The sequence below is a fragment of the Bacillus mexicanus genome, from assembly GCF_050445615.1.
GTDB lineage: Bacteria > Bacillota > Bacilli > Bacillales > Bacillaceae > Bacillus > Bacillus mexicanus.
This window is the reverse complement of the sequence record NZ_JBCEYV010000005.1, coordinates 187,536-213,392: the sequence shown is the minus strand read 5'-3', so window position 1 is coordinate 213,392 and position 25,857 is coordinate 187,536. Positions and strand designations below refer to the sequence as shown.

Below are 25,857 nucleotides of genomic sequence, written 5' to 3'. Positions count from 1 at the left end.
TATTATTTTTTTAGATAATCCAGAATAAGCTGATTGACGATGTCAGGTTTTTCGTGATTAATCCAATGGGATGCTTCATCAACAAAAATGAGATGTCCATTCGGGCAGTGTTTTTCCGTCTCTTTCGCAAGCTTTCTGCTTAAAAAGCGATCTTCCATTCCCCAGATCAACCGGTAAGGTACTGTTTCACAACTGGTTTTCTCTGCAAGGCTTCCTTTTCTGAGGGCTCTGTACCAGTTCAGCATAGCTGTCAGTGCACCAGGTTGTTTCCATGCTTCTTTGTATTTGCTGACATCCTCAGACGTAAACATCTCAGGGCGTGTCGATAACCCAATCGCTTTATCTAATGCTTCGTAATCATTGTCCTTTAGTGATGCCTCCGGTTTGTCGGACAGCTGAAAGAAGGCGATATACGAGCTTTTCAGCCATTGCGGCGGATACATCGGCGTGACGGTTTTCATAACGTGCGGGTGCGGGATATTGATGGCGATCAGCTTTTCAAGATATTCTTGACGGGTGGACGCCAAATGCCATGCGACTGCCCCTCCCCAGTCATGCCCAATGACAATTGCTTTTTCATCTGTGAATTGTGTTATCAGTCCGATGATATCATCTCTTAACGTATCAATCCGGTACGAATCAATTCCCTCTGGTTTGTCACTGAGATTGTAGCCGCGCTGATCGGGCACGATAACTCGGTACCCCGCATCGGCAAGCGGTTTGATTTGGTTTTTCCAGCCGTACCAAAATTCTGGAAACCCATGGAGCAGAACAACTAACTGGCCGTCCTCCGGTCCTGCGGTCGCAACGTGAAGCGTAATTCCGTTTGTTTTGACAAATTGGCATTTAACTCCGTCCACTTCTATCTCCTCCTTGACTGCGCGTCATATTTTTCAGCCTTTTTTCCGTAAGCACACATGTCATGACACAGGCGGAAAGCAGCAAAGTCAGCTGAAGAATGATCAAGTTCGATTTCAACAGCAAACCCATCCCCGCAATCAAAAAGCCTGACAGGATCAGCAATGATGCGCTGTAACGGTTCGCTTCATCCCATAAACGTTGATCTGACATTGAGCGTTTCGTTCTGAATCCGTACACACTGTTGATGGTTTTGGGCGGAAACAGTTTAATCAGTATCCCCGCGATGATCATGCAGCCTCCGCTGACTAAACCAGCCATATCATCATCTCCTTTCTCATTGTTACGTGCAGAAAGAAGAAATGTTTCATACAAAGGCAAAAAGACAAGCTCTCTGCCTGCCTTATTTATCGTATTTGTAAGTCCTTTGTCTGAATATAGCCCTGATGCCTGCCATCATCAACAAACGCCCATTTGAAATCAAATCCGCCGTTTTCACTGAATCCCCAACCAAGCAATGTCACCTCTGTTCCGGTTGAAAGCTGTTTGGCTTTTCCATTTTCGGGTGTCGGTGAGTAGAAGGCTGTCTGATTCGCTGTTTTTGCTTGTCTTGCGGTTTTCATTAAGAAGTGTGTTGAAATATATGCTTTTTTCCCTTTGAACTGAATTTGAGCCCAATCGGCATTTGCGAAACCATTAACTGTAACTTTTTGTTCTGATGATAATGTGCCAAGAATTTTACCTTTATGATTTGGCTCAGTCCTGACATTCAGCTTTCCTGTTTTTATCATGTAAGAATCGGATGAAGGCATGCTGGCAGATATGTCGTGAAGCGGCGCAGCTTTTGCTGCGGGAGCGGAATAAAGTGCTGTCATACTAAGTCCTGCGGCAGCTGTTAAAGCGAGCATTACTTGTTTCTTTTTCATATAAAGCTCCTCCTCGCATTTGACAAGATATATGTGGTATTCCCTGATTAAACGGCGAGTGAAACACGTTTTGTTCATTTTTTCTAGCTGTTAAGGTAATTTTAAGGAAATAAAAAACCTGCCGGATGATAGACGGCAGGTTTTGTCAATGCAAAAGGCCTCTGCTTTGGTTTAAGTAATCATTTACATCCTCACGGGAACTTTGGAAAAGGTGGAGCTGACCGCCATAGTTTTCGATCCATTGTGTGACGATTTTTTCTGTCATTTTTTCACCTTGATAGGTGTGTCCGGCTTTTGCATAGGTCGCTTCGAAATCGCTCCATAACAATTCCACCCATGTTTTTGCCTGTATATAGCTGATCATATCGTTCTTTTCCAGAAGCAGATTTGTCAGTTTCTCAATGTACGTATCCATGTGTGCAGTTCTCCTTTCTTCAGGAAAAAAATAACGCTTTAAAACGTGGTGTTCTCCATATAATAACCTTACGTCTTCATCTGAAAAGACGCAACTTTTTGATCTCGAACCTAGGAGGAACTGATATGGTCCGGAATAAAGAAAAAGGATTTCCATACGAAAACGAAAATAAATTTCAGGGTGAACCGAGAGCAAAGGACGACTATGCTTCAAAACGCGCTGACGGATCGATCAATCAGCATCCTCAAGAAAAAATGAGAGCCTCAGGCAAACGATAAAGAAAGCCGCTGCAGTGATTCATATAAAAAGAGGCTGAAATTCAGCCTCTTTTTTCCTGCAATACTGAGATTGGCAGCGCTTCTTCTTGCTGGGGGGACGAGGTTCTGTATCCCCATGCGAAAACGCCGTTTATATAGCTGATCGTAAATTCGTCTTCAGAGTCTTCCACACGATACGTTTCTCCCGGTGAAAAATTTTCCGGGTTCAGCAAATATGCTTTTGCCATCGTAATTTTCCGTTCGAGCACTGCCAGTTCGTTTATGATCCCATGCTGTTCGGCTTTTCTTGCTTTTTCAGAAAGTGAGGCGATTTCGGTATTAAGTTCGTGCGGTGTCATTTGACTGTATCGTTTCTCCATTTTTTCAGCTACTCCTCTTCCTGCAGAAATTGCTCGATTAAATCGAGTGAGAATCCTTTGCGGAATAAAAATTGTTTGACCTTCATGGCGCTTTCATAAGAGCCGTCATAGCGGTATTTTCTTATCGCTTTTTCCGCATGCAGGCGCAGCGCTTCTTTTTCTGTGTCCTCATCATTTTCGTATTCAATCTGCTCTAGCGCCGCGCTGATGACATCAAATGAGAAGCCCTTGCGCTGAAGCTGCATCTGGGCGCGCTGTTTGAGTTCCTTTGTTGAAAGTTTTTTATCCTTTTTGAGAAGCTTTTCAACATGTTTGACCGCTTCCCTTGTCTGATCTTCAAAGGAAAAAGAACGCAGCGCTTCCTTAATTGTATCGTCGTCGATCCCTTTCGCTCTCAGCTCTCTGAATAATACGTCAGGGCCTTTTCCGTTCGTTTTTTTGTGGGTGCTGACGTAGGCCGCGGCAAACTCCGGGTCGTTTAAGTACTTGTAGTCGTTGAGCTTATGAATCACTTCCGCAATGACGGGGGCAGAGGTTTCTTTTTTCTTTAAGTGGTCCTCCACCTCTTTCGTTGATCTCATTCGGTAGGATAAAAATTCAATTGCACGGTTGAAGCCTTTTTTCACTTCATCACCGTATTGAATCTCAATGATCTCAAGGTCATCGAGCTCTTTTCCCTTTGTGAGCTCAAATTTCACGAGCACGTCCGCATCCACACTGAAGGCGTATTTCTCATCGAGAAAGATATTAAAACGTTCCGTATTCTTTTTTTGCGTTGATATTTTTGTAATAAATGGCATTTTAATCTCCCTTCTCAGGCCTGACACGCGTTTTCTTTTATGATAATGAGGTAAAGTATACTAATTAGAACGATGAGGAGAGATGTTCATGAATATTGCAATGACGGGCGGAACCGGTTTTCTCGGCCGGCATCTGACAGGCGTTTTTATCCGCCAAGGTCACCATGTTTATATTTTATCAAGAAACGCAAGGGAAACTGAACAAAAAAATATCACATATGTCCAATGGCTGACAGAAGGAGCCGTACCTGAACAGGAACTTCCTCATATTGATGTCTGGGTAAACCTTGCGGGAAAATCGATTTTTGGCCGCTGGACAGAAAAAACGAAGCAGCATATTCTCTCCAGCCGTATCAATGCGACTCGTGAAGTACAGCGGCTCATTCATAAACAGAAGGACAAACCGAAGGCGCTAATCCAGGCTAGTGCTGTCGGTATTTACGGCACAAGTCTTGAAAAAACCTTCACAGAGGATTCCCCAACATCAGATGAGGATTTTCTCAGCCATACGGCGCATATGTGGGAAAAGGAAGGACAAAAAATTGAGGCGATGGGCATCCGGACGGTTTATGCGAGATTTGGTGTGATGCTTGGAGAAAAAGGCGCTCTCCCGCTCATGGTTCTTCCCTATAGATTGCTGGGCGGCGGCACGATCGGAACGGGCAGACAGTGGCTGTCATGGATTCATGTCGAAGACGCCGCCCAGATGATCCGGTATGCGATGGAAAACACCGGCATTTCAGGCCCTATGAATGTCACCGCGCCAAACCCGGTGGAAATGAAGCAATTCGGGAAAACGATTGCGCAGGTGAAGCATCGTCCCCACTGGCTTCCCGTTCCAGAGTTCATTTTGTCGAAAGCATTGGGTGAAATGAGTCTTCTCATTGTGAAAGGGCAGCGCGCTCTCCCCAAAAAAGCGCTGACTTCTGGTTTTCGTTTCACCTATTCAGATCTTACATTCGCACTCTCACAGCTGCTAACGGACGGAAAGGCTGTATAAAAACTGAAGGAAACGTCAACCTTAAGAATAACATGGTTGAAGGAGGTCCTTTCTATGGAAAAGAAGAGGGAGAAGCATCAGCAAGGCGCTAATTTAAAGAAAATGCAGGAAGTTCTTTATTCAGGCGAATTTAAAAAAGCGGAAAAAGCTGCTAAACGAAAATAGGAATACATAGCCCCCTAAAGCCAAATACTATATTTGTTTGATATCACTTTTTAGGGGGAATTTGATATGGGCAGAAATCATATCCACAAAAACCGTGATAAAAACAAACAAAAGCTTCCTCAAGTTCCCGATGCATTAAAAAGGGAAACTGACGGCGTTTACGAGGAATATTCAAGCGAACTTGCCGATGCGGATGACCGTAAAGCGCAAGAGCGTGCGAAAGCAGCCGACAATAGAGCGAAAAAGAAAACCCGTTAACGAAAAACCCCTTGTCTCTATTTGAGACAGGGGGTTTTTTTACAACTCGGTAAACCGCTCACGGATCGGTGTGCGTTTTTTCACTCCCGGCGCTTCGTCAGGATAGCCCGTTTGTATGATGGCGGCAAATCGTTCATTATCCTGCAAATCAAAGGCCTGCTGGACTTCTTTGTCGTAAAGGATTTTTCCGCTTTTCCAAACCATGCCGATTCCTTTTTCCCAGGCAAGAAGCTGAAGGTTTTGGATCAATGAGCTGGTAGCCGCAAAATCATCATCTCGCGCTCTTTCGTTTTCATCTTGCCGGAACACGACGAGCAGGAATCCCGGTACGCGTCCGAGTGTGTTTTTGAAATTTTGCAGTTTTTCCTCTGTCATATCAGGTTTGGATTTCTTAGAGAATGCTGCAAATGTATTGATGAGATTTGCTTTTCCTGTCTCACTGGAAACGTAAATAAATCTCCATGGCTCTGTCACTCTGTGATTTGGCGCATATTTTGCCGTTTCAAGCATGTCAAGAATAACCGCTGAGGGCACTGGCTCTTGTTTAAATTTTCGAATTGATCTTCTGCTGCGTATGATGTCACGCAGTTCTGAATGTTGATCTATCTGTTCGGTTTGAGGCATACCGTCTCACCTTCCTGCACAATTGAAAATGATTATCATTTATAATAATAACGGAAAGTGCCTCTTGTTGTAAACCATCATCGGTATTAAATTTACAGAATGCGGGTTCCTAAGTGTACAGCCGTTTCTGTGAAGTGATCCCTTCTTCTTTCCCATTTTCCGCCCTTGTTCAAGGATATTTTTTCAGCTATGTTCTCTATAGGCAGGAAAGAGTCCATTCCTGATATGGATGCCGATGTACTGTTTTATTTCACTTAAAACCTATTCCATAAAGACGAAAAAAAGACTCCATCTGATTAGAAGGAGTCTTTTTTGCTTTTTCCGATCAGCCGCGTGACAAGGAACATGGTGACAGAAAGAGATCTGTTTTTCCGGTAGGCCAAGTATTTGCCGCGCCATTCCGGTTTGTATTTTTCTTTAAAGGCTCTGAGGCCGCTGAAGCTGTACATGTACCTGACATTATTAAAAATGACAGCGGCAAATCTTTCTGACCAGAAGGAGGTAAAGGCGGTGCCGACATTTGCCAATGGCGCCATTCCCATGTTAAACGACGTGCAGCCTTCCTCCTTCGCCCATAAAAACATACGGATGAATAATGCGTCCATAATGCCGTTCGGGGCGTCATCACGGTAGCGCATCAGATCAACCGATATCTCTCCTTCCTGATACATCGGCATGACATTTGCAAACGCAACGATCTCTCCTTCGGCATTTTTCATATAGGCGATCGGTGCTCTCTGTAAATAGGACGAATCAAAAAATCCGAGTGAAAATCCCTTCTCCTTTTTCGAGCCGAGCCATTCATCTGAGATTTGTTTCAGCTCCTCCAAAAACACATCAGAAAATGGGGGATGATCCACATGGAAGGTATACTCCTCCCGCTCAAATCGGTTATTGATGGCCCGAAGACCGGCTTTTTTCTTCCCGGTCAAGGTAAATGTATTCAAATCTACATAGGCTTCCTCGCCCAGCTTAAAGAAGTTATAGCCAAAATCGTGATACAGCGCCATGTCCTCTCGTTCAATTTGATAGAATAAAACGCTGAATCCCTTTTGATGCGCTTCGTTCAGAAATTCTTCCAGCACGAGCGGGAACGATTGTCTTTCACCGGATGGATCACCGAGCACAACCAGCCTTCTGGCGATTTTTCCAAACAGGAGAAGTGCATTCCCATCACTTGAAAAATAAAACCGCTTATCTCCAAGATAGCCGAGGTGGCTCAGCGCATTTCCGCCTTTTTCATTTAAAAACGAAGCAAAGCGTTCGGAATCAGCTTCTTCCCCGATCGGTTCTGTCTTCCTATGATACACCACTGTAAATATGAAGAAGAACAGCGGCACAATGATAATCGCCATGATCGTCGCATACGTGATATGAGAATCGCTATGGACGAAATATTCATGGCGCATCACTTTCTTCATCCGATCCCAAATGAAGCCCGCGATCAGGTTGTAGTTAAAAAGGGCTACGGTAAACAGCGCCACAGCGAATATCATTTGCCCAAGCGTATAGGATGCCTGTTCCCGCTGGAATTGTTTTTTCAAAAGCACGAGCAATACGATAATCATCGGCAGTACAAATATCGCACTGATGTTGAGTCCTTTTAAAAAGCTGAACACAAAGCCGCCGACAAGTGCTGTAATTGCCATCTTATAGGAACGTTTTGTCCGTTTATAAAGCTCGATCGGCAAAATCAGCAGAATAAGTGCTGAGCTTAAAGACAGTCCGTTGAACAGCAAAAGGGCCGGGCGCGGAATGTGTGGAATAACCGTCAGCCTATCAATCGGCAGGGATACTGAAGCCAGAACGATCAACCCGGCAACAAACACAATAAGCGAAAGTGAGCCTTGCAAAATTTTCACTAATACCGCCCGCTGGACAACAAGCAGAACGTTTGTCGTCTCAATTGCCGGTGCGATGCGCGGATTCGTTTCGAGCCGTTTCATTGTGTTTTCGGTCAGGTCACCCGCAGCAAAAAACAGTCCCAAAACAAATGGAATAAACGAATAGGCAAGCCTGTACAAAACAATAGAAGTAACAATGGCCTCCTGATGATAACCAAGCTGCTCCATCCCGAGCAAAAACAAAAGGTCAAACGATCCGAAACCGCCTGGCACAAGGCTGATCATCCCTCCTATCGCCGCAATGACGAAGACGCCGAATACATATCTGATATCAGCATGAATGCCCATAGCGAATAAAGCAAAATAGATGACGAATCCGGCCATAAGCCATTCGGCAACAGAAGCACCGATATAAGCGAAAATCGGATTTTTCACTTTGTCCGTATTTTCTTCATTTCCGTCTTTGCGGCCTTTTATTTTGGCCACCGCTAAAGATACCGGCAAAATCAGCGCGAAGCCGATAACGACAGCCCACAGCCACGGCTTCTCATGGATCACTTCATCCACTGGCAGCACCCGCGCAACGACGAAAATACTGAAAACAGATAACCCGAGCAGCATAGAGGATGTAAGCCAGGCGATTCCTTTGACGAGTGTCTTTTGGTCTTTCGTATGCTCTTTATAAAACATCATTCTTAGCCCGACTCCGGCTAATCCGCCGAATCCCAGAACGTTGTTAAATGAGTTGGCGATCCAGGAAACCCTGAATACCTTTCCGTTTGTGATCGACAGCCGCAGGGAGTATTTCAGAACGTAATCATACAGCGACATGGCTGAAACAGCCAGCAGGCCGATCAATACAAGGATGAATAAGTCTGTTCGTTCCAGCCCATTTATGACCATAAGCGTGCGTTTGAATGACAGATTTGTCAGTTCTTGTTTCGATTGATAAATAACAAATAATAAAACAGCAATAGGAAAAACAATTTTTAAAATAGATAAAGCATTTTTTTTAATCAGCAATGGTCTCTCCAATCATATTCTAGTTCGTTTTTCTTCCCCTAATAATCTCCAACTTATTATACACTACCATTATTTTTCGGACAAAGTCGGGCATGTGGTTTCTGCTCACTTTCTTTCAAGAGTGAAAATCGAGTAATATGGTAAGAGGAGTGAAAGATGAGGGTGATGAAATGGAATATAATCTGCATGATACCACTGTATTAAACGAAAACATTCTTTCTTCGGAGGAACGGGAAATATGGGTGCTCTATATGAAAGTCTTAACCTCTGCCGGGCTCGGTGATGTGTCTGAGTGGATGAAACTGGATATGAGCATGCCGCAAATGAAAGTGCTGATGCTATTAAACAACCATGGAACACTAAAGGTCAGCGACATTGCAGAAAAAATGGGAGCTTCTCTGTCTAATACAACAGGGCTGCTTGACCGTCTTGAGAAATCAGGATTTGTCAAACGCTCACATTCTGAAGAGGATCGCCGCTCAGTGGTTGTTCAATTGACGGAGAATGCTAAAAAAATTTTTCGGGGTCTTTACGAAAAAGGGCATTTGAAATTGAAGCGTTCCTTGGAGCTGCTGTCTCCTGAAGAAAAGCAAGCTGTTTCCTCAGGGCTATCTATTCTTTCTCAAGCATTGGAGAAAGCAAAAAAGGAATAAGTGTTTAAGTCTGTCATCCGTAAACTGCGGAAACAGGCTTTTTTTATTTGACATTTAATTCACTTAAAATGAATAATATATTCATAATGAATTAAAGAAAAGAGGTTTGATGAATATGTCTGAGGCATTCACAGAGCAAAAAAGCCAAAAGTGGGCGATCAGTCTGTTTACAATCGGTGTGTTTATGGCGGCGCTGGATAACGGTATTATTTCGGCGGCTTTAACAACGATAAACGAGTCGTTTGCCGTCTCTCCTTCATGGGGATCGTGGGGCATTACCCTTTATACGCTCGGTCTTAGCGTCAGTGTGCCGATCGTCGGAAAGCTCTCAGACCGCTACGGCAGAAAGAAACTTTTTCTCATTGAGGTTTGCCTGTTCGGGCTTGGTTCTTTGCTTGTTGCTTTGAGTCAAAGCTTCCCGCTCTTTCTGATCTCACGGCTGATTCAGGCACTTGGAGGCGGCGGGATCTTCATTATCGGCAGCTCGCACATTCTCGCTACCTTTCCAAAGGAAAAGCAGGGAAAAGCGCTTGGGCTGCTTGGCGCGATGAACGGGATGGCGGCAGTGCTCGGACCGAATATAGGAAGCTTTCTGCTTGATTGGACCGGGTCTTGGCATTGGCTGTTTTTGATTAATTTGCCGATTGCCTTGCTGTTGGTCGTTTTCGGTGCATATTTTATGGCGGAAACAACAGCGCCTGAGGCTAAACGCCTTGATACAGCCGGAATCTTCCTTCTGTCCCTGTCGATTTTAGCTGTGATGTACGGAATGACAAATCTTGACGGTGCAAACCTTTTAAACAGCTTGGGGAATCCGGAGGTTTATGGATGTATTGTGTTGGGCATCATCTGCTTTGCAGCGCTTATCTCGTTTGAAAAAAGGGTTGAAATGCGCGGGGGCGATCCGATTTTGGCTTATTCTTTGCTGCGGAACCACATGTTTCAGCGTACGCTTGTCATCGGTTTGTTATCCGGAGGGCTATTGGCTGCGGTTATTTTTATCCCGTCATATGTTGAGCAATATTTGGGTGTCCCTGCCGCAAAATCAGGTTATTGGATGACTCCGCTTGCACTAGCTTCTGGAATCGGAGCTTGGCTTGGCGGAGTGCTTACCGACAAAAAAGGACCGGTGACAACTGTTGTTCTTTCTGGAATCATTTCGTGTGCGGGATTTGCGTTATTTCCGCTCTGGGTAACGGAGAAATGGGAGTTTGTGATCGCAAGTATGGCGGCCGGGATCGGGTTTGGCTTTCTGTTAGGCGCTCCGCTGAACGTCCTTGTATCAGAGGCGGCTAAAACGAATAAAGGAACAGCGCTTGGCACACTTTCATTAGTAAGGCAAATTGGACTGACATTGGCGCCTACGCTTTATGCCGGGTTTATCACAGCCGGGTTTGACCAAGTCGGCGCTGAAATCAAAAGCCGCTTATCAGAAAGCGGACATTCAGAAAAGGCGATGCAAATGATTCCGGAGATCGGCAGCTCTGATGTTTCTTACAAGAACAAATTGAACGCATTCCCGTGCCTGAAGTCAAAACAGCGATCAGCGACGCCATTCATGCGAGTGTCGCTAGCGGCTACGATCATTTATATGCGGCGGCGGCTGTGATCTCATTGCTGGTGATTGCGGCGATCAGTCTGCCGGCTTTCCGCCGGAAAAAGCCTTAAGACCACCCCTCTGTAAGTTGAAGGCGGCAGGAGCCTCTCTCCTGCCGCTTCTTTTCACCCTGCTTGATCCCGCACTTCTGCTGTTGCTTTCTTCTGTTTTGGCTGATAAATCTTTCCCACAAATAAATAACCGTATTTGAATTTATTCAGTGCCCACGAGGCCAGGATCGGGCCGGCTGTGCACACGGCGAACAACAGGAGAACTGCCGGTACGGCGGGGATGTCGGGCACATTTAAAAGCAACACGTAGCCTATAATCATAAAATAAGCATGAAGCAGATAAATTGAAAAAGAATAGTTGCTGATAAACATCATGATTTTCGGCACATGTTTTATTTTAGAAAACACGTGAAAGCACAGGAAAATCATGCTTGTCGAATACAGCATGATATCAGGCCGTTTCGAGCTGATCATGCCGATTTCACCGACATAAGAAACAGTGACAACAAGCGCCGCAGATGCCAGCGCAGTCCCGTATATCCCCCACCGGTATTGATTTAACAGCGCTAAAAAGCGCTTATATTCTTTTCCGCAATAATAGGCCAGACAGAAGTAAAAAAGCCAGCCTGCGAACGGCACCCAGAAGAACGGAAACGCCCCGCCCTCTTCAGAAGCAGGAGCCGGACTGGCTGCTGAGTAATAGCTTAAATAAGCGGCTGTCACCACAAATGAGATGGACAGAACCCATTTTGGCGATGCTTTTTTCAAATACTCATGAAACAGCATATGCAGAATGTAAAATTGAAAGATGACGAGAATGAAGTATCCAACAAAGTTGCCTAACAATACGTTCGCCAAAAATTTTTGCACAATCGCGAGAAAGGTGACCTCTCCCCCCATCGCACTGGTCATCAGCAAAGCATCGATGGCTGCAATAAATAAAAAAGGAATGAAAATCACTTTTCCCCGCTTCTTTAAAAAACCGTCCGGCACTCCGTCAGAATAAGAACGGGCCAGCAAAAATTCAGAGATGAAAATGAAAGCGGGCGTGCTGAACATGAGGAGTGTGCGAAAAGAATCTACGGTGTGAGAGATATTTGCGAGAGCTTCTGCCTGAAGCATCAGAACCATTGAAATGATATGGAGCAAAACGACACTTAAGCACGAAATACAGCGGATCATAAAAATTTCTTTAATTTGCATCACAGCGCTCCTTTTATTTCAAATTTTTAGAAATCAATGGTTGTACCTTAACATGTCTGCTCGGTTTGAGAAAGTGGCGGATGTCTTAAATTGGCGGATGTCTTATAGACTATCGAGAACAACTGAATACTGTGCAGACAAGAACTTTTGAGCTAGGCAGAGGATGTGATCATAAATCCTTTATTCAAGTTCACCTTTCCCCTTATACATAAATCATCAATCTGAGTGCGGGACATAAAGTAGTCAGGTTGTGTTCCCTTCCTCCCTTTTCTATAATAAGGGGAATAGGCAGTTAGGATTACGAAACAGCCATAGACACGGAGGATCGCATGAGAGTATTAAAATACGCCATATTAGGGCTTTTGCGCAAAGGCGAATTGAGCGGATACGATATTACGAGTTATTTTAAAGAGGAGCTCGGCCAATTTTGGAGCGCCAAGCACAGCCAGATTTACCCCGAGCTCAAAAAGCTCACGGATGAAGGATTTATCACGTTCCGAACAACGATTCAAGGCACGAAGCTGGAGAAAAAGATGTACACCCTGACAGACAGCGGAAAGCAGGAGCTGCATGACTGGCTGATCCGACACCAGCCGATACCGGAGACTGTGAAGGATGAATTTATGCTGAAGGCTTATTTCATTTCTTGTCTATCGCAGCAGGAGGCTTCCGACTTGTTCACAGATCAGCTGCTGAAACGCAAGGCAAAGCTGTCTGATCTGCAGGGAAGCTATGACAAGCTGATGGCTTCAGCAGAACCAATGTCATTTTCTTCACCAGACTTCGGCCACTATCTCGTGCTGACGAAAGCGCTGGAGCGGGAGAAAAATTACGTTTCCTGGCTGGAGTCGATTTTGTCCATGATTAACAAAGGTTGACTGTGGGCGGAGATTTACCCGCATGCAAAAAGCATCTGCCTCAGGGGGCAGATGCTTTTTTAGGCTCGGAGCGCTTTCAGCCCCGCTGCGAAAGTAATTGCCGCAAAAGCAAGCAAAATGCCGCAGATGCCGAGAATATCTATAACATGTGCACCGTTAGCGATAATCTCAGTCAGCCCGCTCATCGCCCACTTTTGCGGAAGAAGTTCCGCGACGGACTGCATCCATTTCGGTTCAATATCTATCGGCCAATACATTCCGCTTACCATACATGTTGCGATGACGAGTAAATTGCCGAACGCAAGCTGCTGTTCCGGCGTTCTGACATTGGCGGCTATCACCAATCCGATACCCACAACGGTCAGCAGAAAAAATGAGACTAACACAATAACCGCCGCCGTATTTCCCCAGTTGATGCCAAACAGCCAATGGGACGCGAGCAGTAAAATACCAAATTGAATCCAGCCTATGATAAAGAAGGACAGCACATATCCAGCACCGATTTCTGCTCGGCTTACAGAAGCTGTAAGCAATCTGTGCCAGACGCCGTTTTTTCTCGCTTCTAAAATGGTTCCCGCTGCTCCCATCATAGTCAGCATGACAAATAGAATCGAAAAACCTGCTGCTCTGGAGGCTGTATCGCTTACGTTCACACTTTCTTCTTTATCGCTTAGTGTCTTACGTTTTACGGGTGGTGCTGCCTCTTTAGGATCTTTGGCGAAAACCAATTTATAAGCCGCCTTCCAATTCTCCCCGGCTGCTTGAGCTGCCGTTTTCGCTGCGGTAACTTGAATATTGAGTTTTGCCAATGTGCTTTCTGCATATTGTTTGGCCATCGGCGCTTCCGACAAGTCTGGACCGTGCCGGAAGACCAGCTTAGGATGTTTTCCCTTTTCGAGCTGTGTTTGGAACGAATGGGAAATTGTGATGATCCCGGCAATCTTCTTTTGTTCCAGCTTTTCTGATGCTTTGCTTTCAGACATGGTTTCAAATGTATACATATCATCATGTGTCTTCAACTGCCGAATATAATGTTGCGACAGAATCGTGTCATCCTGATCAATGACTGCAAACTGCAGCTTGTCATCATTGCTGCCTAACATCCCTCCAAATACAAAGGTCAGCAAAAGCGGGGCGGCGAACATCATCAAATAATTCTGCCGCTTTTTGAAAATGAGAGAAAGCTCAATGCCGCAAATGGCTAAGATTTTTTTCACTTCGTGTACCTCCTTATCTTGTTGTATGAAGCCGTCTGATACCAAGCACGAGTGAACAAAGGCCGATCGCTGCAAAAAGAAGCACAGGCTTTTGAATATCAGCCCAGCCTCCTCCTTCCATTAAAGAAAGAAAGCCGTCAAGCGCCCATCGATTCGGTACGACCTTGGATACAGACTGCAAGAAGTCCGGAAATTGGTACAGCGGCAGCATAGACCCGCCAAGAACCGCAAGCACTTGAACGCCGAAGCCGCCGATCGCATCCGCCGATTTCATATCGCTAATACAGGACGCAAGCAGCATTGAAATGCCCGATACAGCCGCAGCGTACGAAAGCCCTAGTACACTTACAAACATCAGATTACCGCCCCAGTCCACACCAAATACATTGATCGTGACAATCAGAAATATGATAAATTGTATGATCGCAAATAAATAGGTTCCGAGCCATTTTCCGAAAAGAATGACGAATTTTTGCGCAGGCGTCATCAGCATTCTGGCAAGTGTTTCCGTCTCCTTTTCCTGTAAAAATGATTTCGCTCCGACTGTCATATGAAACAGCATAAACATGCAAAGCATTGCAGCCGAATAGTATTGAAAGCTGGTAACAGCCTTGCTGCCGACTGATTTTTCCGCAATTGTCAGCTTGTTACCCGTTTCCTTTTCAAGCGTCTTTACTAGGTTGTTTGCAAAGTGTGCAGGATCAATTTTTCCTTGTTGGACAGCTGACGTTTTGCTGATGTAGTCCATTGAAGCGGACGCAGCATCTTTTACCGCCTTATATTGGTCTATGAAAGATGCGGCTGCTGTTTCGATGATGGAGCTTTTTATGGTTTGATCTGGATCGGCATAAACAAATGCTGACGTTTTGCCGGCTTCCCAATGGTTCGGAATGACGATGCCGACATCGATTTTCTTTTCATCGAGCAGTTTCTTCATCTCATCTTCGCTGCTGGCTTGTGTCATGTTTACCGGCTTCATTTTATTGAGGACGTCTGTTTTAAACATGTTCGCTGCATCTGATCGGTCTAATTGGACATACCCGACTTTGATGCCGTCAATCCGGCTGCCTCCGTCAACAATTGATCCGAGTGCCGCACCTAAAATACAGGTCAGGATCAGCGGCATTAAAATAAGCATCATAAACCCTTTTCTGTCCGTGATTCTGATGTTGACATCTTTCCATGCAATCCATAAGCTTTTTTTCATTACCGTCCCTCCTAATCCCGCAACGTGCGGCCGGTCAGATTCAGAAACAGACGCTCCAGGTTTGGTTCCTGCACCTGAAGAGACAGCAGGTTGATTTGATGGGCGGTTGCTTCCGCAAGCAAACTTGTGACAACTTTTTCATGATGGGCCGCAGAAATGTTAATTTTGAGTCCTGTTTCATGTACGGTTACATCATTTACATGAGCCAGGGAACGGATCGCAAAAAGAAACGCTTCATTGACCCTGCTAACTGTGACCTGAATGATGGTATCGCCTCCAAGACGGCTGCATAAATCGCCTTTTGTGCCGATCGCAATCATTTCTCCCATATCCATAATCCCGATTCGGTCGCATAAATACTCAACCTCTTCCATGTAATGACTCGTATAGATCACCGTCATACCTGTTTCATTGAGCTGCTTCACCGTCTCTAAAATATGATTTCTTGATTGCGGATCAATGCCGACAGTCGGTTCATCCATGATCAACAGCTCAGGCTTGTGCATTAATGCCGCACCGATGTTGATTCTCCGTTTCATACCGCCTGAGAATGTTTCAATTTTATCTTTGGCCCGCTCACTCAGGCCGACATATTCAAGGACTTCTGCCGACCTCTTTTTGGCCTCGCTATGGGTAAGTCCGTACATTTTTCCCCAAAATATTAGATTCTCTCGTGCCGTCAGTGTTGGATATAAAGCAATTTCCTGCGGGACGACACCGATTTTTTGTTTCGCTTTAGCTGTTTCTTTTCCGATAACATACCCGCCTACTGTGATGTGCCCGCTGTCATGAGGCGCGAGGCCGGAAATCATCGAGATGGTTGTGGACTTTCCCGCACCGTTTGGCCCGAGAAGCCCGAACGACTCCCCCTTTTGCAGAGAAAAAGAAATGCCTTTCACGATTGTTTTTTTCCCATATGCCTTTTTGATGTTTTCTGCTTTAAGCACGCCGTTCCACTCCTTTTTTGAATCATTGCTATTGTAGAAAAAAGAAAAGCATTCGGCATGTAGCGCCAGATAGAATGTAAGGCATGAAAAAAAGACCTTTTACAGGTCTTTTCAAAGTAACAAATATGCTCAACGACATATGTCAAAAGATAGATACACCATATCTGACTGAATAGATGGCGGCTTGGGTTCTGTCTCTGACAGACAGTTTGCTGATAATGTTGGACACGTGATTTTTCACTGTGCCTTCTGTAATGAACAGCTTTTCGGCAATTTCTTTGTTGTTCAGCCCGTACCCCAGTTCAGCCAAAACTTCGATTTCACGCTCGGTCAGATCGAGCAGCTCCTTCGGTTTTTCTATCTCGTTTATTCCTTTCAGCTGTTTTTCACGCTTCCACTCATTCAGCATTTGAGCAGTCAGGTCCGGAGGGAGCACCATTCCGCCAGATTGAACCGTCATCACTGCTTTTACAATCGTATCGGCTGACATGTCCTTCAGCAGGTATCCGCTCGCTCCTTCTTCAAGCGCTTCCGCAATCAACTCTGAATCCTTGAAGGTTGTCAACATTAAAACCTTTACGCCGGGCAAAGAACTTGTAATCAATTTTGTTCCTTCAACTCCGTTGGAAACAGGCATTCTGATGTCCATTAACACGATATCCGGCTCAAGTTCTTTCGCCTTTTCGAAGGCCTCCTGCCCGTTTCGCGCTGTAGCGATCACGTCAAGCTCTTCTCTGAGCTGAAGCAGTGACGCCAGCCCTTCTCTGACGATATCCTGATCGTCGGTAATGATGATCTTAATCATGATAAACTCTCCTTTTGCTGCGCAGGCCCGAAGCTCCATTTTTTATTAGCCAGTGAAAATTCAGCGATGACAGTAAACCCTTGATCCCGTTCGCTCTCAAAGCGGATCATTCCGCCATGCTCCGCTGCTCGTTTTTTCATATTCAAGAGGCCAAACCCGAGTGCCGCCTCAGGATTTCCTTTTCCATCATCCTTAATGACAAGGCTGATGCCGTCCGTTGTACAGGCAAGCCGTATCGAACAGGCGGTGGCGCCGCCGTGCCGTTTGGCATTGGTCAGTCCTTCCTGCACCGTTCTGACCAAAGTCGGATGAAGAGACAGCGGGATTATCGCAGGATCGCCGCTGACCGTAAATTCTGTTGTGACTCCTGCATTTTTGTAAAAGTCCTCTGTCAACTGTTTTAGCGATTCGATGACCGAAGGATCGTTTTCCGTTTGCAGGGTCCGCACTGATAAGCGGACATCGTCAAGCGCTTCACGGGCAAGCGATTCACATATTCCGACTGTCTCCTCCGCTTTTTGGCTGTCTCTTTTTTGCCATTCACGCAATAGCTGCAGCTGGACGAGAAGGGCCGTCATTTTGTGCCCGACTATATCATGGATTTCCCTTGCCATTCTGTTCCTCTCATGAATGGCGGTCAGCTCTTCAACCTGCTTCGCATATAAATGCAGCTCCTCGTGTGCAGCAGACAGCGCCAGGTGGGATTCCGTCAATTCCTGAAACTGCTGTTTTGCCGTATCCTGCGCCTCTAGCAGCTTGCGGATTAATTTGCCGACGACACCGCAGAAGACAACGAATGTCATGCTGGTCAAATGATCGATGACAAATTCAGTGCCGAACATCATATATGTACGGATGAGAACGATCAAAAACAAAATCAAGCATAGACATAAAACAGACCAAGCAGTTTTCTTTTGAAATCCTCGCAGAAAAAAGGCGACTGTAACCGGACAGAGCATGATAATGAACAAGCCTGTGCCGGGAAAGATGAATCCGAACGAAAAGCCGACCGCAATATCAATCAGACAAAACCAGAAGGCATTTGTCTCTTTTGTCAGTAAAACATGATTGGCTGCATACACGGCAGCACCTGCTGCAATACATGCATATTCAAACCAGTTATCCTCTTTCACAATGGACAAATACATTAAACAGCTCACCATCAAGGTAAACATTCTCGTAAAAAACAGAGCCTTCACGCTCATCACTCCCGTTACCCAATTCCCTTCTTATCATACCTGCCTCAGGACATTTTTGACAGGCGTTTCCGGAAAATAAAAATCCCCCTGCCAAATTTGCGGCAAAGGGATTACAGTCAAATCACAAATACAATATCGGCTCCGGAAACAGGGTCTTGCACCCGGAAGCTGTTTTCCATTTCTACAATTATATATCCGGCCTGTTTGACCCGGTCTGCGACTTGATCGAGTTCGTCTTGATGAGGCAGAACCACAGTGTAATAGTCTAATCCGCTGGCATTTGTCGGTTTAGGCGGCGCGTTTCTTCCCGCCCAAATGTTTAATCCGATATGATGATGATAGCCCCCGGCTGACACGAAGAGAGCGGACATGCCCGCATAGTTTCCGACAATGTCAAAGCCCAGCACATCTGTATAAAACGCTCTCGCTTCTTTCAAATCACTGACATGCAAATGAATGTGTCCGATGATGGTGTCGTTCGGAAGCGCGTTTTTCCGCTCATCTCCTGCCTCTTCCAGAACCCCCTCAATATCAACAGATGTTGTCGTCATGACGTAGTTTCCTTCACGATCACGCTGCCACGTGCTCCGAAGGCGGTCAGCGTATATTTCAATGCCGTTTCCATCCGGATCAGACAGATAGAGTGCTTCGCTCACAGTATGATCGCCATGCCCGATGGCAATGCCGTGTTCAATCAAGCGGGCAAGCGCGATCCCAAGTTCCTTCCTGTTCGGAAGAAGAATCGCAAAGTGATAAAGGCCTGTCACAGATCGTTCAGGCAAGACGACAGCGCTTGGATTTTCTTCAAGAATAAGCAGTGCGCGTTTCCCGTCAGCTGTTAATTCAGCTTGGCGATCCGTCTTTTTTAAGACTTTGAAGCCAATGGCGTTACAGTAGAACTGAAGGGAACGCTCCAAACTGCGAATTGTCAGTTTGACATAGCCAATGTTTGTATTCTTATGAATGCTGGTCATGCTGTATGCCTCTTTTCTTAGACTGATACGTTTCCGCTCTTTTTTTCTTTAAACACAAGTGAGTCCAGCGCCAGAAAACGACTTCCAGAAAGAGCTAGATGGATTGATGTCAAAAGCAGAAGGTAATCAAATTCTGCATTGCCTATGAACGGCGCTTTCAGTTTAACTGTAATAATAGCGCCGATCAGCGTGAGAGCAAACAGAACACCGACAATACGTGTAGCCAAGCCGAAAACGACAAGCACTCCGCCCGCCAATTCAATTGTTGCAATGACATACGCCATAAAGCTTGGAAGACCTAAACTCCCGAAAAATTGTATGGTGCCGTCCATTTCCTGAAACTTAGATAAACCGTGAACAAAAAAGATGATACCTGTCATCACTCGTAAAAGTAATGTGCCAGTTTCAAAAGACCTATTCATGTGAACCTCCTTGATAAAGATATTTATTCACTTACTTATTGTAAGCTAGTATATATACATAACTTATTTACGTCAAGTAATTTCATTACATTTTCCGAAAATGAAATATTAGTACTATAAAACTGTAACAAAAAAAGACCTTTGTGCAGGACAAAGGCCTATTTCTCAAATTGACTTTCATATAAATCACTGTAAAATCCTTTTTGCTTGATCAGCTCATGATGGCTGCCTTTTTCAATCATTTCGCCGTCTTTTAGCACCACAATCTGGTCCGCTCTTTGAATGGTGTTCAGCCTGTGGGCTATGATGACGCTTGTTCTCCCCTTCATTAAACGGGCTAATGCCTCTTGAATGTTGACTTCTGTGACGGTATCAATGTTGCTCGTCGCTTCATCCAATATGAGTAGCACCGGATCGGCAAGCACTGCCCGCGCTATAGAAAGCAATTGTTTCTGTCCTTGGCTGATGCCTGATCCGTTTTGCGTCAATACAGTATCGTACCCTTTTGGCAGCTTTTCGATAAAGCTGTGGGCATTCGCTGTTTTTGCAGCGGCTTCGACTTCCTGGTCAGAAGCATCGAGCCTGCCATAGCGAATATTTTCTCTGATCGTTCCGTGAAACAAAAATGAATCTTGAAGAACAAACCCCATGTTTTTCCGCAAGCTTGCTCTCGTGAGCGTTTTTATATCTGTACCGTCTATTAAAATCTCTCCTTCATTTGGTTCGTAAAAACGGGCGAGAAGATTTGTGACAGTTGTTTTCCCCGCTCCCGTCGGTCCCACAAATGCGATAGACTGTCCGGCAGGTACGGTGAATTGCAAATGCTTCAGTGTCTGCTGTCCTTCATCGTAACCGAAGGACACATTGCGGAATTCAATACTGCCTGTTTGGATCGGCTGATGCACAGCATTCTTTTCATCCTCGCGCTCTTCTTTTTCGTCAAGCACGTCAAACACCCGTTCAGCGCCGGCAATCGCCGACAGCATCGTATTAAACTGGTTCGCCAAATCGTTTAAAGGGCGTGTGAATTGTCTTGAATACTCGGCAAAAACGACGATAGAACCGATCGAGATCCAGCCTTTCAGCGCAAACAAACCGCCGATTGCAGCAATCATCGTAAAGCTTACGTTATTCAAAGAGTTCATGACTTTCGGAATAAACCCCGAAATCGTCTGGGCCCAGAAACCCGAAGTTTTAAGCGCAGCGTTTTTTTCGAGAAATTCGTCTGTGATCTGCTTTTCACGCGAATAGGCTTTGATGACCTTAGCGCCGGATACAGCTTCCTCAATATAACCATTCAGCTCGCCAAGGTTTTTCTGCTGTAATTTAAATAGCTTACCCGTTCGGTTGGTGATCCATTTCAAGCTCACTGCCATCACCGGAATAATGGTCAGTGTAATCAATGTAAGGAGCGGACTCATATACAGCATCACCGCAATTGTGCCGACAAAAGTAATCACACTCGATAAAATTTGAATGACCGATGTGTTTAAGGTCGAGCTGACATTTTCGATGTCATTAGTCACCCGGCTCATCAGCTCGCCGTGCCGCTGTTTATCAAAAAATGGAATCGGCAGCTCATGCAGGTGTGTGAATAACTCGCTTCTCATTCGGAAAACCGTGCCCTGTGAGATCGTAATCATCCAATAGTTTTGAAACCAGAGCGACAGGGCCTGAATGATATAGATAACGAGCAGAAGCAGCAAAACGGGAATCAACCCGCTGACCGTTTTCCCGACGATAAAATGGTCGATGGCCTTTCCGATCACAAAGGGGCCGAGGAGCCCAAATATCGCGCTGATGACAACCATCAGCATGACAAGGATGAGCAGTCCTTTTCGCTCAGCCAAGTAAGACCAGATTCGTCTCAGTGTGCCTGTTGTATCCTTTGCTTTCGTCCGTTTTTTCGCGCCTTCTTTTTTGTCGATCGGCAGTTTGGGGTATTGGAAAGGCTTCCGGATGTCTTTTAGCACGACTCGCTTTCCTCCCTTCCGAATTGCGACTCATAAATGCGTTTATATAACGGTGATTCAGAAAGCAGCTCACTGTGCGTGCCTTTTTCAATCAGTTCGCCATCATCAAACAGCAAAATCTGATCTGCTTTCATCGCTGTAGTCATTTTTTGCGTAATGATCAACGTTGTGCACTCATATGTGCTGATCGCCTCAAGCAGCTTCGCCTCTGTTTGCAGGTCAAGCGCGCTTGTGCTGTCATCCAAAAGAAGAATGGCCGGTTGTCGGATCAGCGCCCTCGCAATGGAAATCCGCTGCTTCTGGCCGCCGGAGAGGTTGACGCCTCGCTGCCCTAACACGGTGTCATATCCATTTGGGAGCTTCTTAATTGTTTCATGAATTTGCGCATGTTTGGCTGCTTCCATTATTTCATCAAGTGAAGCATGTTCTTTGCCCCAAGCGATATTTTCTTTGATTGTGCCGGAAAACAGGAGCACTTCCTGAGGCACATACCCAATTTGCTTGCGAAGCCCTTCAGCCGGAACATCATGAACCGGCTTTTCATCTATGTAAATGCTTCCTGAATCCGGCTGATAAAGCCGCGGAATGAGCTGAAAGAGCGTTGACTTGCCCGAACCCGTCGCACCGAGAATCGCGACCGTTTCCCTCGGCTTTGCAGAAAACGAGACATTCCGCAAAGCGTCTCTATCCATTTCAGGATAACGGAAGGAAACATGCTGAAACGCAATCCGTCCTGACAAACGATCAGATATGACGCCTTCCTGCTGCTCATCACCTTCTGTTTCAAGCACCTCGCCGATTCTATCTCCTGAAGCCTTTGCCCGGGTGAAAATCATAATCAAAAACGGAAACATCGAAAGCGCGCCCGTCATTCGTGTGGCGTAGTTAATAATCGCGACAACATCACCGACCTGTGTGCCGCCGCTCGTAATACTGTAGGACCCTGCCCACAAAATCAACAGGATGCAAAGGTTCATCAGCAACATCAGCACAGGCATCGTGAACTCCACAAGCTGAAAAGCTGAGACCGTTTTTTCCATCAGTCTCGTGTTCGCTTTGATAAACCTTTTAACCTCGTGGCTGCCGCGAAGCAGTGCTTTGATCAGCTTGATTGCGATTAAATTTTCCTGCATGACGGTGTTCACCTGATCGAGCCGTTTCTGCACAGAGCGAAACAGCGCCCCGCCTTTCTTTAAGACCCATAACAAAAACAAGATCAGGATCGGAATGGTCACAAGCAGAAAAAAGCCGAGCTTCACATTAATGGCAAGCGACAGCACAATGCCGCCTGCAATCATCAACGGGGCCCGCAGCATAAACCGCAAACTCATAAAAATCATGTTTTGAACCTGTGTGACATCGTTTGTCAGCCTTGTGATATAAGAAGAAGACGAAAATTGTCCAAATGCGGAATAGGAGAAGGACTGGATTTTTTGAAAAAGCCCTTTTCTCGTATCATAGGAAAAGCTTTGGCTGACATGGGCGGCATAAAAGGAATTCAGCATTCCCGCCGCAAATGATAATACCGTCAGTCCGACCATGACCGCGCCCCATGTCCACACATGCTGAAGATCTTGCTTCAAAATCCCACCGTCGATAATTTTTGCGATCAATAAAGGCTGCATCAATTCAACCGCAAGCTCCGTCAACATGAACAACAGTGCAACTCCCGCCGCCATTGAGTATGGTTTTAAAAACGATAAAGCCTTTTGCATATAAAAGCCCCCAAACCCCTTTTTACTCGATTATCGCTTTCTTTACTTTACTATGGCGGTCTTTTTGACGGCAAACGAAAACCCTCCCGAAAAGGAGGGCCGGCTTTATGAATTCAATATTTTTTCCACGCGCTCCCGCATCTGCGGTACGCTCAATCCAATAATCACCTGAAACGCCTTCCCATTCCTGACGACGCCGTGTGCGCCAAGCGCGCGGAAGACGCTGTCAGGCTCAACCTTTGTTTCATCCTTGACGCTGACTCTGAGTCGGGTGGCGCAGTTTGTGACTTCGGTAATGTTGTCTTGTCCGCCCAGCGCTTCAATATAAAGAAAAGCGGTGTCATCCGCCGTTTCAGCAGCGGAGGCTGTTTCACCCTTGGTTTTTCTTTCTCTGTATTCCTTTTTTGAATATAGCTTGGTTTCCTGCTGTTCATCCTTTTCCCGTCCCGGTGTGGCGATATTGAATTTAAGGATTAAAAATCGGAAGACGAAAAAATAAACAGCTGTAAAAGAAAGCCCGATCAACACTTGATACACATATGTCATACCGTGGCTGCCAAAGAGCGGAATCCAGTTCAATGTCAACGCTTCGATCAGCCCGCCCCCTATATTTCCGACGACACCAGCCATATACATGACGGTCGACATTGTTGCAGCAAGCACGGCGTGAACCGCAAATAAGAAAGGAGAAATAAATAAGAAAGTGAACTCAATCGGCTCTGTAATACCGGCGACAATCGCCGTCAGCGTAACAGGAATCAAAAGCCCTGCGACTAGTTTTTTCTTTTCCTTTTTGGCTGTGACATAAAACGCCAAAGCGATTCCCGGAATGCCGAAGATTTTCGAGTTGCCGTGAAGCGCAAATCCGCCTTGCGGAAAAAGCTCCTTCAGCGGTTTGGCACTTTGCGAATATTCGCTGAGATGCTGCGCCCAATACGTGACAATTCCGCCTTCCGCTACAGCAGGCCCATAAATAAACGGCGTATAAATAAAGTGATGAAGACCGGTCGGAATCAAAATCCGTTCCAAAAATGTGTAAATCCAAACGCCTACCGCCCCCGAAGCAACCAGAAAGCTTTGCAGCGAGGCGATGCCTGATTGAACCATCGGCCAAATGTAAGACACGGCCAGAGCAATCGGGATCATAATGAAGAAGGAAATCATCACGATATACGTTGAGCCTTGAAAAATACCGAGAAAATCAGGCAGTTTTTTATCAAAATAACGGTTATGCAAAAAGACGACAATCGAAGAAATTAAAATAGCGCCGATAATATTGGTATCAAGAGTTTTAATGCCCGCAATCATCGTTAATCCGCTCGTTCCGCCGACCTCTTGGTCCATGTCGACTCCGAATGCGCCTCCCCATACCGTCAAGATCGAGTTGATAAAGTAATTGAACGTCAAGTAAACCGTAAGCGCTTCCAAGCAAGCTCGCGCCTGTGCTTTCTTCGCCAAAGCAACCGGGATGCCGATAGCGAATAAAAGCGGCATTTGATTAAATACGGTCCAGCCGCCCTGCTCAATGATATACCAGCACTGGTACCATAACCCATCAGAATCGGCAAGCGGTCCCATGAGGGTTTTATTTTTAAAGAGCGTGCTGACACCAACGATTATGCCGGCAAACGCAAATAATAGAACAGGCACAAACATCGCGCTTCCAAAGCGCTGAATTTTTTGCATCATACCAGAACCCCCTGCTATTGAATATCATTTTTTTCCGCCTCTTTGTAATCAACATATGCGCGAAACAATGCTTCGCCAACGAGAAAAAAAGGTGCAAAAGTGACAATTTCCGTTTTATCGCTTAATGTCACAGGTTTGCTTGTCGCATAAAGATTATGCGGAGTCAGCTGGGCAAGGACATTGTTTTTTAAATTCGTAATGGAAATAAAGGGTATACCCTTTGCAGAAAGCATTCTTGCCTGAGGAATCAGCTCCGGTGTCTCTCCGGAAAGAGAAATGATGATAAACAGATCGTTTACTTTAAAGTCGTCGCGCATCAGATTAAATTCATTTGTGTCTTCAATCAAAATGAGATACCGATGGCGCGGAATAAACATTCTTTGCAGATCGCGGGCGCATATTTTTTGCGCATTTCCTGATCCGTATACGAAAATGCGGTCAGCTTCATCAATCAGCTGGCACATATCCGTCATATCCTTTGTCCTCAAGAACTTTAGATTTGATGCAACATCATCAAGCAGCTTTTGAAATGTCATACTCTCGCCTTCTTCCGGCTGATCTTCCCACTTTAAATAGACGCGAAATTCACTGTAGCCGCTGAAACCGATCTTTTGGGCCAGCCGTAAAATCGAGGAACGCGATACGCTGCAAGCTTTGGCCAGCGCATCGATTCCAAGGTGATAGCATGTGTGCTTGTGATTCAATATATATTTTAAAATATGAAAATCGTTGTCATTTAATTTGCTGTAATGCTGATTAATCAGTTCTTCGAGCTTCACATCAGATCCCCCCATTTTCTTCTATTATATACAATTAC

At 45.4% G+C, this 25,857-nt stretch carries 26 protein-coding genes and 2 pseudogenes; 8 read left to right on the top strand and 20 right to left on the bottom strand.

Translation table 11 applies throughout. The features are described 5' to 3' along the window. Positions 1 to 2: 2 nt before the first annotated feature. The 4 genes from AAGG74_RS22445 to AAGG74_RS22430 all read right to left on the bottom strand — a co-directional run bounded on the left by AAGG74_RS22445 (position 3) and on the right by AAGG74_RS22430 (position 2,199). The gene (locus AAGG74_RS22445) at positions 3 to 860 is read right to left on the bottom strand and encodes an alpha/beta fold hydrolase (RefSeq protein ID WP_429677289.1); all 858 of its coding nucleotides are present in this window, start codon (positions 858 to 860) and stop codon (positions 3 to 5) included. Further along, complete coding sequence (locus AAGG74_RS22440; protein WP_429677287.1) at positions 847 to 1,179, bottom strand: SdpI family protein; 333 nt, start codon at positions 1,177 to 1,179, stop codon at positions 847 to 849. The genes AAGG74_RS22445 and AAGG74_RS22440 overlap by 14 nt, the downstream gene beginning before the upstream one ends. Before the next feature lie 86 nt (positions 1,180 to 1,265). Then, complete coding sequence (locus tag AAGG74_RS22435) at positions 1,266 to 1,784, bottom strand: SH3 domain-containing protein (RefSeq protein WP_162102908.1); 519 nt, start codon at positions 1,782 to 1,784, stop codon at positions 1,266 to 1,268. Between the two features lie 145 nt (positions 1,785 to 1,929). Further along, positions 1,930 to 2,199 carry a YfhJ family protein gene (locus AAGG74_RS22430; protein WP_162102909.1) on the bottom strand — a complete coding sequence of 90 codons (270 nt, stop codon included), beginning with the start codon at positions 2,197 to 2,199 and terminating at the stop codon, positions 1,930 to 1,932. A 125-nt stretch (positions 2,200 to 2,324) separates the two neighbouring features. Between AAGG74_RS22430 and AAGG74_RS22425 the strand changes: the two genes are divergently transcribed. Beyond that, the gene (locus tag AAGG74_RS22425) at positions 2,325 to 2,477 is read left to right on the top strand and encodes a small, acid-soluble spore protein K (protein ID WP_010330867.1); all 153 of its coding nucleotides are present in this window, start codon (positions 2,325 to 2,327) and stop codon (positions 2,475 to 2,477) included. Positions 2,478 to 2,518: 41 nt separating this feature from the next. On the opposite strand, the gene AAGG74_RS22420 is transcribed toward AAGG74_RS22425, so the two are convergent. After that, a complete protein-coding gene (locus AAGG74_RS22420; protein ID WP_429677286.1) occupies positions 2,519 to 2,836 on the bottom strand; it encodes a YfhH family protein in 318 nt (105 codons plus the stop codon). Positions 2,837 to 2,844: 8 nt separating this feature from the next. Further along, entirely contained in the window at positions 2,845 to 3,636 is a 792-nt protein-coding gene (gene recX / locus AAGG74_RS22415; protein WP_429677285.1) for a recombination regulator RecX, read from the bottom strand. 88 nt (positions 3,637 to 3,724) lie between these two features. Here recX and AAGG74_RS22410 point away from each other — a divergent pair, with 88 nt between their 5' ends. The 3 genes from AAGG74_RS22410 to AAGG74_RS22400 all read left to right on the top strand — a co-directional run bounded on the left by AAGG74_RS22410 (position 3,725) and on the right by AAGG74_RS22400 (position 5,059). Further along, positions 3,725 to 4,636, top strand: coding sequence for a TIGR01777 family oxidoreductase (locus AAGG74_RS22410; protein ID WP_429677284.1), 912 nt, complete (start codon positions 3,725 to 3,727; stop codon positions 4,634 to 4,636). A gap of 54 nt (positions 4,637 to 4,690) precedes the next feature. Then, positions 4,691 to 4,801 (top strand): YfhE family protein, encoded by a 111-nt coding sequence (locus AAGG74_RS22405; RefSeq protein WP_003223230.1) that lies wholly within the window; start codon positions 4,691 to 4,693, stop codon positions 4,799 to 4,801. A gap of 66 nt (positions 4,802 to 4,867) precedes the next feature. Continuing rightward, positions 4,868 to 5,059 (top strand): YfhD family protein, encoded by a 192-nt coding sequence (locus tag AAGG74_RS22400; RefSeq protein ID WP_129506329.1) that lies wholly within the window; start codon positions 4,868 to 4,870, stop codon positions 5,057 to 5,059. 39 nt (positions 5,060 to 5,098) lie between these two features. Here the strand turns inward: AAGG74_RS22400 and AAGG74_RS22395 are convergent, their stop codons facing one another. After that, the gene (locus AAGG74_RS22395; protein WP_225493972.1) at positions 5,099 to 5,683 is read right to left on the bottom strand and encodes a nitroreductase family protein; all 585 of its coding nucleotides are present in this window, start codon (positions 5,681 to 5,683) and stop codon (positions 5,099 to 5,101) included. Positions 5,684 to 5,854: 171 nt separating this feature from the next. Here AAGG74_RS22395 and AAGG74_RS22390 point away from each other — a divergent pair. Further along, positions 5,855 to 5,938, top strand: a pseudogene (locus AAGG74_RS22390) (hypothetical protein); the annotation flags it as partial. 41 nt (positions 5,939 to 5,979) lie between these two features. Here the strand turns inward: AAGG74_RS22390 and mprF are convergent. After that, positions 5,980 to 8,550, bottom strand: coding sequence for a bifunctional lysylphosphatidylglycerol flippase/synthetase MprF (mprF, locus tag AAGG74_RS22385; RefSeq protein WP_429677283.1), 2,571 nt, complete (start codon positions 8,548 to 8,550; stop codon positions 5,980 to 5,982). Positions 8,551 to 8,720: 170 nt separating this feature from the next. Between mprF and AAGG74_RS22380 the strand changes: the two genes are divergently transcribed. Together AAGG74_RS22380 and AAGG74_RS22375 are read left to right on the top strand one after the other, a co-directional pair. Next, positions 8,721 to 9,203 (top strand): MarR family transcriptional regulator, encoded by a 483-nt coding sequence (locus AAGG74_RS22380; RefSeq protein ID WP_162102916.1) that lies wholly within the window; start codon positions 8,721 to 8,723, stop codon positions 9,201 to 9,203. Between the two features lie 115 nt (positions 9,204 to 9,318). After that, positions 9,319 to 10,871 (top strand): annotated as a pseudogene (locus tag AAGG74_RS22375) (MFS transporter). 54 nt (positions 10,872 to 10,925) lie between these two features. On the opposite strand, the gene AAGG74_RS22370 reads toward AAGG74_RS22375, so the two are convergent. Further along, positions 10,926 to 12,014 carry an acyltransferase family protein gene (locus AAGG74_RS22370; RefSeq protein ID WP_429677282.1) on the bottom strand — a complete coding sequence of 363 codons (1,089 nt, stop codon included), beginning with the start codon at positions 12,012 to 12,014 and terminating at the stop codon, positions 10,926 to 10,928. Between the two features lie 329 nt (positions 12,015 to 12,343). Here AAGG74_RS22370 and padR point away from each other — a divergent pair, with 329 nt between their 5' ends. Beyond that, positions 12,344 to 12,892, top strand: a complete 549-nt coding sequence (gene padR, locus AAGG74_RS22365; protein WP_162102922.1) for a transcriptional regulator PadR — start codon at positions 12,344 to 12,346, stop codon at positions 12,890 to 12,892. A gap of 59 nt (positions 12,893 to 12,951) precedes the next feature. Here padR and lnrN read toward each other — a convergent pair whose 3' ends face one another. The 11 genes from lnrN to glvR all read right to left on the bottom strand — a co-directional run bounded on the left by lnrN (position 12,952) and on the right by glvR (position 25,819). Beyond that, the gene (gene lnrN, locus AAGG74_RS22360) at positions 12,952 to 14,109 is read right to left on the bottom strand and encodes a linearmycin resistance permease LnrN (RefSeq protein WP_429677280.1); all 1,158 of its coding nucleotides are present in this window, start codon (positions 14,107 to 14,109) and stop codon (positions 12,952 to 12,954) included. Positions 14,110 to 14,122: 13 nt separating this feature from the next. Further along, positions 14,123 to 15,316, bottom strand: a complete 1,194-nt coding sequence (gene lnrM / locus AAGG74_RS22355; protein WP_429677279.1) for a linearmycin resistance permease LnrM — start codon at positions 15,314 to 15,316, stop codon at positions 14,123 to 14,125. Positions 15,317 to 15,327: 11 nt separating this feature from the next. Further along, positions 15,328 to 16,263, bottom strand: coding sequence for an ABC transporter ATP-binding protein (locus AAGG74_RS22350; protein WP_162102925.1), 936 nt, complete (start codon positions 16,261 to 16,263; stop codon positions 15,328 to 15,330). A 142-nt stretch (positions 16,264 to 16,405) separates the two neighbouring features. Further along, positions 16,406 to 17,068, bottom strand: coding sequence for a two-component system response regulator LnrK (gene lnrK, locus AAGG74_RS22345; RefSeq protein ID WP_162102926.1), 663 nt, complete (start codon positions 17,066 to 17,068; stop codon positions 16,406 to 16,408). Beyond that, positions 17,065 to 18,267 carry a sensor histidine kinase gene (locus AAGG74_RS22340; RefSeq protein ID WP_429677277.1) on the bottom strand — a complete coding sequence of 401 codons (1,203 nt, stop codon included), beginning with the start codon at positions 18,265 to 18,267 and terminating at the stop codon, positions 17,065 to 17,067. The genes lnrK and AAGG74_RS22340 overlap by 4 nt, the downstream gene beginning before the upstream one ends. 116 nt (positions 18,268 to 18,383) lie before the next feature. Further along, a complete protein-coding gene (catE, locus tag AAGG74_RS22335) occupies positions 18,384 to 19,241 on the bottom strand; it encodes a catechol 2,3-dioxygenase (protein ID WP_429677276.1) in 858 nt (285 codons plus the stop codon). A 17-nt stretch (positions 19,242 to 19,258) separates the two neighbouring features. Further along, positions 19,259 to 19,663 (bottom strand): DoxX family oxidoreductase CatD, encoded by a 405-nt coding sequence (gene catD / locus AAGG74_RS22330; RefSeq protein WP_162102929.1) that lies wholly within the window; start codon positions 19,661 to 19,663, stop codon positions 19,259 to 19,261. 158 nt (positions 19,664 to 19,821) lie between these two features. Beyond that, positions 19,822 to 21,636, bottom strand: a complete 1,815-nt coding sequence (locus AAGG74_RS22325) for an ABC transporter ATP-binding protein (RefSeq protein WP_429677274.1) — start codon at positions 21,634 to 21,636, stop codon at positions 19,822 to 19,824. Then, the gene (locus AAGG74_RS22320) at positions 21,630 to 23,351 is read right to left on the bottom strand and encodes an ABC transporter ATP-binding protein (protein ID WP_429677272.1); all 1,722 of its coding nucleotides are present in this window, start codon (positions 23,349 to 23,351) and stop codon (positions 21,630 to 21,632) included. The genes AAGG74_RS22325 and AAGG74_RS22320 overlap by 7 nt, the downstream gene beginning before the upstream one ends. 105 nt (positions 23,352 to 23,456) lie before the next feature. Then, the gene (malP, locus tag AAGG74_RS22315; protein WP_429677271.1) at positions 23,457 to 25,040 is read right to left on the bottom strand and encodes a PTS maltose transporter subunit IIBC; all 1,584 of its coding nucleotides are present in this window, start codon (positions 25,038 to 25,040) and stop codon (positions 23,457 to 23,459) included. A gap of 14 nt (positions 25,041 to 25,054) precedes the next feature. Beyond that, the gene (gene glvR, locus AAGG74_RS22310) at positions 25,055 to 25,819 is read right to left on the bottom strand and encodes a MurR/RpiR family transcriptional regulator GlvR (protein ID WP_162102933.1); all 765 of its coding nucleotides are present in this window, start codon (positions 25,817 to 25,819) and stop codon (positions 25,055 to 25,057) included. Positions 25,820 to 25,857: the final 38 nt, after the last annotated feature.

Bases quoted from the DNA above. Each gene is read 5' to 3' on its own strand.
- AAGG74_RS22440 (WP_429677287.1), bottom strand. From the start codon at position 1,179: ATGGCTGGTTTAGTCAGCGGAGGCTGCATGATCATCGCGGGGATACTG.
- AAGG74_RS22435 (WP_162102908.1), bottom strand. From the start codon at position 1,784: ATGAAAAAGAAACAAGTAATGCTCGCTTTAACAGCTGCCGCAGGACTT.
- AAGG74_RS22430 (WP_162102909.1), bottom strand. From the start codon at position 2,199: ATGGATACGTACATTGAGAAACTGACAAATCTGCTTCTGGAAAAGAAC.
- AAGG74_RS22425 (WP_010330867.1), top strand. From the start codon at position 2,325: ATGGTCCGGAATAAAGAAAAAGGATTTCCATACGAAAACGAAAATAAA.
- AAGG74_RS22420 (WP_429677286.1), bottom strand. From the start codon at position 2,836: ATGGAGAAACGATACAGTCAAATGACACCGCACGAACTTAATACCGAA.
- recX (WP_429677285.1), bottom strand. From the start codon at position 3,636: ATGCCATTTATTACAAAAATATCAACGCAAAAAAAGAATACGGAACGT.
- AAGG74_RS22410 (WP_429677284.1), top strand. From the start codon at position 3,725: ATGAATATTGCAATGACGGGCGGAACCGGTTTTCTCGGCCGGCATCTG.
- AAGG74_RS22405 (WP_003223230.1), top strand. From the start codon at position 4,691: ATGGAAAAGAAGAGGGAGAAGCATCAGCAAGGCGCTAATTTAAAGAAA.
- AAGG74_RS22400 (WP_129506329.1), top strand. From the start codon at position 4,868: ATGGGCAGAAATCATATCCACAAAAACCGTGATAAAAACAAACAAAAG.
- AAGG74_RS22395 (WP_225493972.1), bottom strand. From the start codon at position 5,683: ATGCCTCAAACCGAACAGATAGATCAACATTCAGAACTGCGTGACATC.
- AAGG74_RS22380 (WP_162102916.1), top strand. From the start codon at position 8,721: ATGGAATATAATCTGCATGATACCACTGTATTAAACGAAAACATTCTT.
- AAGG74_RS22370 (WP_429677282.1), bottom strand. From the start codon at position 12,014: ATGCAAATTAAAGAAATTTTTATGATCCGCTGTATTTCGTGCTTAAGT.
- padR (WP_162102922.1), top strand. From the start codon at position 12,344: ATGAGAGTATTAAAATACGCCATATTAGGGCTTTTGCGCAAAGGCGAA.
- lnrM (WP_429677279.1), bottom strand. From the start codon at position 15,316: ATGAAAAAAAGCTTATGGATTGCATGGAAAGATGTCAACATCAGAATC.
- lnrK (WP_162102926.1), bottom strand. From the start codon at position 17,068: ATGATTAAGATCATCATTACCGACGATCAGGATATCGTCAGAGAAGGG.
- catE (WP_429677276.1), bottom strand. From the start codon at position 19,241: ATGACCAGCATTCATAAGAATACAAACATTGGCTATGTCAAACTGACA.
- catD (WP_162102929.1), bottom strand. From the start codon at position 19,663: ATGAATAGGTCTTTTGAAACTGGCACATTACTTTTACGAGTGATGACA.
- AAGG74_RS22320 (WP_429677272.1), bottom strand. From the start codon at position 23,351: ATGCAAAAGGCTTTATCGTTTTTAAAACCATACTCAATGGCGGCGGGA.
- malP (WP_429677271.1), bottom strand. From the start codon at position 25,040: ATGATGCAAAAAATTCAGCGCTTTGGAAGCGCGATGTTTGTGCCTGTT.